Source organism: Polynucleobacter sp. (assembly GCF_040400325.1).
Classification (GTDB): Bacteria; Pseudomonadota; Gammaproteobacteria; order Burkholderiales; family Burkholderiaceae; genus Polynucleobacter.
In genome coordinates, this window is sequence record NZ_JBBAQK010000027.1 from 1 (window position 1) to 4,896 (window position 4,896).

Consider the following 4,896-nt stretch of genomic DNA (forward strand, 5'->3'; position numbering starts at 1 on the left):
AAGAGCTGCGCAGTTGGTTATCTGGCATTGGAGTAAAGACAGCCTACATTGAACCGGGCAGCCCTTGGGAGAATGGCTTTTGTGAAAGCTTTAACGGGACCTTTAGGGACAATCTTTTAGATGGAGAGATCTTCTACAGTCTTAAGGAAGCCCAGATCATCGTGGGGGAGTGGGTGAAACACTATAACCATGAACGGCCCCATAGTGCACTCGGTTACAGGCCACCAGCACCCCAAGTGCAAATACCCAAAATCATCCAATCTCAACCTATTTTGCTGCAATGATTTACTATGGAAAAGCTCTCTTTGGTAGTGGGCCTAAATTGACAGCAGTTCAATTTGAGACTGCGGAAGAGGCGCCGGAGACAGTAGGCGGTGAAATAGAGGGTGGTCTTAATGGTTCCAACGCCATGGATGTTGCTGATGCAGTAGATGTTACTGAATTTGCGGACATCACTGAAGTCGCCAATACGCAATCGCTGGGAGCGCATTGCAGCAAGGCTGAGCGGGCATTAGAAAATGCCTAGATAAAAAAGTCGGAAATAAAGCAACCGTTACCTTACGTAACGGTTGCTTTATATGATCAAAGGGCTGGTTACCAATGTCATCTGCTCTCATAACCAGAGAACCTAAACAGGACCTAAACGTCACAAAAAGCTAGCTTTTGAGACTAAAGGTGAGATTTGGTCATTTGAGCGTTACTTTAAGTAACGCTGGGCATGCTCGAAAGTGTGTAGGCAAATATTGCACACTTTCATGGTGATTCCAATAGATTTTGGACTGAGGTGCTCTCTGTTATTAGCGGTCAGTGACTATTGATAATAATTTGTGCACTGCAAACAAATATTTATTCATTAGATTTAGAGGTCACTAGGGAAATCCTTAGTCATAAGGCTGACATAATTTCTATTCTTATCGAAATTTAATGCGTAAACTTAATTTCATTATTTGTTCTAACTTTTAAAAGGAGTGATTAATGGAATCTAACGAAAGTAGAAGGAATTTTTTAAAGGCAACAGGTATAGGATCCGCTGTTGCCGTAGGTTCTGCCGCATCTCTAGTCAGTGGCTCTGCAAATGCAGCCCCTAGTAATGCTGCGGTTCTAGCGTATCCAGAGCGCAATATTGGCAAGGCTGCTGGAATGAAAGTAAATACTCCCGTTGCCTTCAATTACCCTGACGCAAGCTCCCCATGCGTTGCGATCAAAATGGACGGACCAGTCGCTGGTGGAGTTGGTCCTAATAATGATGTAGTCGCTTACAGCACACTGTGCACACATATGGGCTGTCCTGTAAATTATGACCAACAGGCTAAAACTTTTAAATGCCCATGCCACTTTAGCGTCTTTGATCCAGAGCACTTAGGTCAAATGGTATGCGGCCAGGCAACAGAAAATCTGCCTAAGATTGAGCTGAAGTATGACTCAGGTACAGATTCGTTTAAGGCTGTTGGTATAAATGGCCTGATTTACGGCCGCGCTTCTAATATTCTTTAAGACGGGATAATCGCCATGACAACATTTAATGACCGTATTGCATTACCTCCAGTCGATGCTCAAAAAACTAATATGACTTGTCACTTCTGCATTGTCGGATGTGGCTATAACGTTTATAAGTGGGATGCAAATAAAGAGGGTGGAAGAGCCCCAAATCAAAATGCGTTGGGTTTAGATTTCCGTAAGCAGCTTCCTCCAATGGCTGTAACTCTCACGCCAGCGATGACTAATACTATTGTCGATAAGAACGGCAAGCGTTCTAACATCATGATTGTTCCTGACAAGGCGTGCGTCGTGAATAGTGGCTTGAGTTCTACACGTGGGGGCAAGATGGCAACGTATATGTATAACCCTCAAGGTATTACACAGGAGCGCCTACAGCTACCACAGTTTTATGCTGGTGATCAGTGGCTTGACACTACCTGGGATTACGCCATGGCAGTTTATGCGGGACTTATCAAGAAGATTATTGATAACGATGGCCCACGTTCAATTTTCTACTCTACGTTTGACCATGGTGGAGCAGGTGGTGGATTCGAGAATACTTGGGGCTCAGGCAAGTTGATGTTTAGCGCTATTCAAACCCCATCAGTGCGTATTCATAATCGCCCAGCATATAACTCAGAGTGCCATGCTACTCGTGAGATGGGTATTGGTGAGCTTAATAATAGCTATGAAGATGCACAATTAGCAGATGTCATTTGGTCTATTGGCGGCAATCCCTATGAGACCCAAACAAATTATTTCTTAAATCATTGGCTGCCTAATATTGCTGGGTCAACTATCGATAAGAAAAAGCAAATGTTTGGTAGCGAACCGGTCGGTCAAGGAAAGGTTATTTTCGTCGACCCGCGTAAAAACAGCACCATCTCTTTATGTGAATTACAGGCAAAAGACAGTACATTACATTTAGATATTCAGCCTGGTACTGATATCGCACTGTTTAATGGTTTGTTCACCTATGTGATTGAGCAGGGTTGGATTGATAAAGACTTTATTGCAAAACATACAAAAGGCTTTGACGAGGCAGCTAAAGCTAATAAGTTGTCCCTTGAAGAGTGCAGCAAGATCACTGGCGTATCGGTAGATAAGCTTAAGAAGGCTGCTGAATGGAGCTATAAGCCAAAGGCTAATGGCGCAATGCCACGTGCGATGCATTCATATGAAAAAGGCATTATTTGGGGTAATGATAATTACCTTATTCAATCTGCTTTAGTGGACTTGGTCATTGCAACCCATAACGTAGGTCGTCGTGGTACAGGCGTAGTGCGCATGGGCGGTCATCAAGAAGGTTACACACGTCCACCGCACCCAACAGGCGAGAAGATTTACATTGACCAAGAGATTATTAAAGGCAATGGTCGCATGATGACTTGGTGGGGTTGCAACAACTTCCAAACTTCTAACAATGCTCAGCAATTAAGAGAGGTTGTACTTAAGCGAGCACAGATTGTTAAGGAAGCCATGTCAAAAACTCGTGGCGCTTCACCAGAAGAAATGGTTAACGCCATTTACGATGCAACTTCACGGGGTGGGTTGTTTGTGGCAAGTATTAACTTGTACCCAACATCCCTAAAAGAAGCTGCTCATATCATGCTGCCAGCCACCCAGCCTGGTGAGATGAATTTAACTTCCATGAATGGTGAGCGTCGTATGCGTTTATCTCAAAAGTTTATGGATGCTCCAGGCGAGGCAAAACCAGATTGCATTATTGCTGCAATGGTAGCTAACACCATCAAGGCACAATATGAGAAACAAGGTAATGCGGCGATGGCAAAACGCTTTTCTGGCTTTGACTGGAAGACCGAAGAAGACGCCTTTAATGATGGCTTCCGTCAGGCAGGTCGTCCAGGCGCCGGCCCGATTGATAGTCAAGGTGGCGACTCGGGTTACATGGCGACTTATGCGCTATTAGCTAAAGCAGGCAACAATGGCGTACAACTGCCAATTAAAGAGGTGCAGGGTGATAAGTTGATTGGCACCCCAATGATTTACGCTGACAACAAGTTTGATACTGCTGACGGTAAGGCGCACTTTAAGCCTTCACCTTGGCCGGGATTGCCAAAGCCTGTTGAGGGTCAAAAGCAGAAATATGCCTTCTGGATTAACAACGGACGGGCTAATGAGGTATGGCAGACGGCTTATCACGATCAATACAATGAGTTTGTTCGTGGACGTTATCCAATGGCCTATTTAGAAATTAACCCAGGCGATGCTTCAGCGCTGGGAATTAGTGCAGGCGATGTCGTTGAGGTATTTAATGATTATGGATCTACGTTTGCAATGGCCTATCCAGTAAAAGATGCCAAGCCTAAGCAGACCTTTATGCTCTTTGGTTACGTTAAAGGTGTTGCTGGCGACGTTACTACTGAGTGGGTTGATAGAAACGTCATTCCGTACTACAAGGGCACCTATGCAAATATTAAGCGTGTTGGTAGCATGAGTGACTTTCAGCGCACCGTATCCTTTAAGCGCAGAGCGTTCGCTGACGTTTAATTGATTTTGTCCTGACTTGGGGGTGAGTTATCTCACCCCTTTTTTATTCTGAAAAGGTAAAAAATGGAAGATATTGTTCCGTTGGTATCAGAGTTGATGAACACTCGTCATCATATTTCTCCGAAGCGTTTGGGGAGCCCTGGTCCTACTGAAGAGCAAAAGAAAATCATTCTGGAAGCTGCCGGAACTGCCCCAGACCACGGGCTAGTTACGCCATGGCATTTTTATGAAATTTCCGATGCTGGCAGAGTATTGCTTGGCAGGGTGTTTTCTCATAACTTGAAGGAGCGAGATCCTGGTGCAACACCAGAGCAACTAGATGAGGCGCATGGAAAAGCTTTGCGTGGGCCTTATCTGTTGTTGGCGGTAACAAAATATGGAACTGGAGATAACAAGATTCCTCGCAATGAAAAGTTAATTTCAGCCGGTTGTGCGATTCAAAATATTATTCTGACTGCACATGCGATGGGTTTTGGGGCTGGGTTATCCAGCGGTCATGCACTCTATAGCCCTGAGATGAAAAAGCTCTTTAAGCTGGAGGCTGATGATGAGCCGTTGGTCTTTATTACCATTGGCACTGTCATCAAGCATAAGGATGGTCGAGTTAGGCCTGCTTATACTGAGTACAGCTCTATCTTTTAAGAGTTGCAAGTCTATTGAAAAGGCGTCTGCGCAAATGGATATCATTAAACGAATTCTTGACGAAGCCCATGGCTCTATCCCAAGACATAGTAAAACTGCTCTGGCAATTGATGCTGGACTATCTCCCGAGAAAATTGCATCAACAGCCACTAGCGAAGGAATGCATGAACTGGCTGGCGCAATATTTGAGGCGCTTCAAGTGGGTGAAGCTCCTGCAAGCAACGCATTAGATATTGTTCGAGCTCGTTTATTGGATTTCAGAAA

General features: G+C 44.6%; 6 protein-coding genes. All 6 read left to right on the forward strand.

The features are described from left to right. The coding region (locus ABWP14_RS11210) for an integrase core domain-containing protein (RefSeq protein ID WP_353203057.1) at nt 1-284 on the forward strand (284 nt) is incomplete at its 5' end. Nucleotides 285-322: 38 nt separating this feature from the next. Next, the gene (locus ABWP14_RS11215; RefSeq protein WP_353203058.1) at nt 323-526 is read left to right on the forward strand and encodes a hypothetical protein; all 204 of its coding nucleotides are present in this window, start codon (nt 323-325) and stop codon (nt 524-526) included. A gap of 449 nt (nt 527-975) precedes the next feature. Beyond that, on the forward strand, nt 976-1,494 hold the full coding sequence (locus ABWP14_RS11220) for an arsenate reductase (azurin) small subunit (RefSeq protein ID WP_353203059.1): 519 nt from the start codon (nt 976-978) through the stop codon (nt 1,492-1,494). A 15-nt stretch (nt 1,495-1,509) separates the two neighbouring features. Beyond that, complete coding sequence (locus tag ABWP14_RS11225; RefSeq protein WP_353203060.1) at nt 1,510-3,990, forward strand: arsenate reductase (azurin) large subunit; 2,481 nt, start codon at nt 1,510-1,512, stop codon at nt 3,988-3,990. A gap of 63 nt (nt 3,991-4,053) precedes the next feature. Beyond that, entirely contained in the window at nt 4,054-4,632 is a 579-nt protein-coding gene (locus tag ABWP14_RS11230) for a nitroreductase family protein (protein ID WP_353203061.1), read from the forward strand. A 34-nt stretch (nt 4,633-4,666) separates the two neighbouring features. Then, nucleotides 4,667-4,896, forward strand: a 230-nt coding sequence (locus ABWP14_RS11235; protein ID WP_353203062.1) for a hypothetical protein, incomplete at its 3' end; no start/stop codon positions are given.

Excerpts from the sequence above, each read along its gene's own strand:
- ABWP14_RS11225 (WP_353203060.1), top strand. The coding sequence starts at position 1,510 with ATGACAACATTTAATGACCGTATTGCATTACCTCCAGTCGATGCTCAA.
- ABWP14_RS11230 (WP_353203061.1), top strand. The coding sequence starts at position 4,054 with ATGGAAGATATTGTTCCGTTGGTATCAGAGTTGATGAACACTCGTCAT.
- ABWP14_RS11220 (WP_353203059.1), top strand. The coding sequence starts at position 976 with ATGGAATCTAACGAAAGTAGAAGGAATTTTTTAAAGGCAACAGGTATA.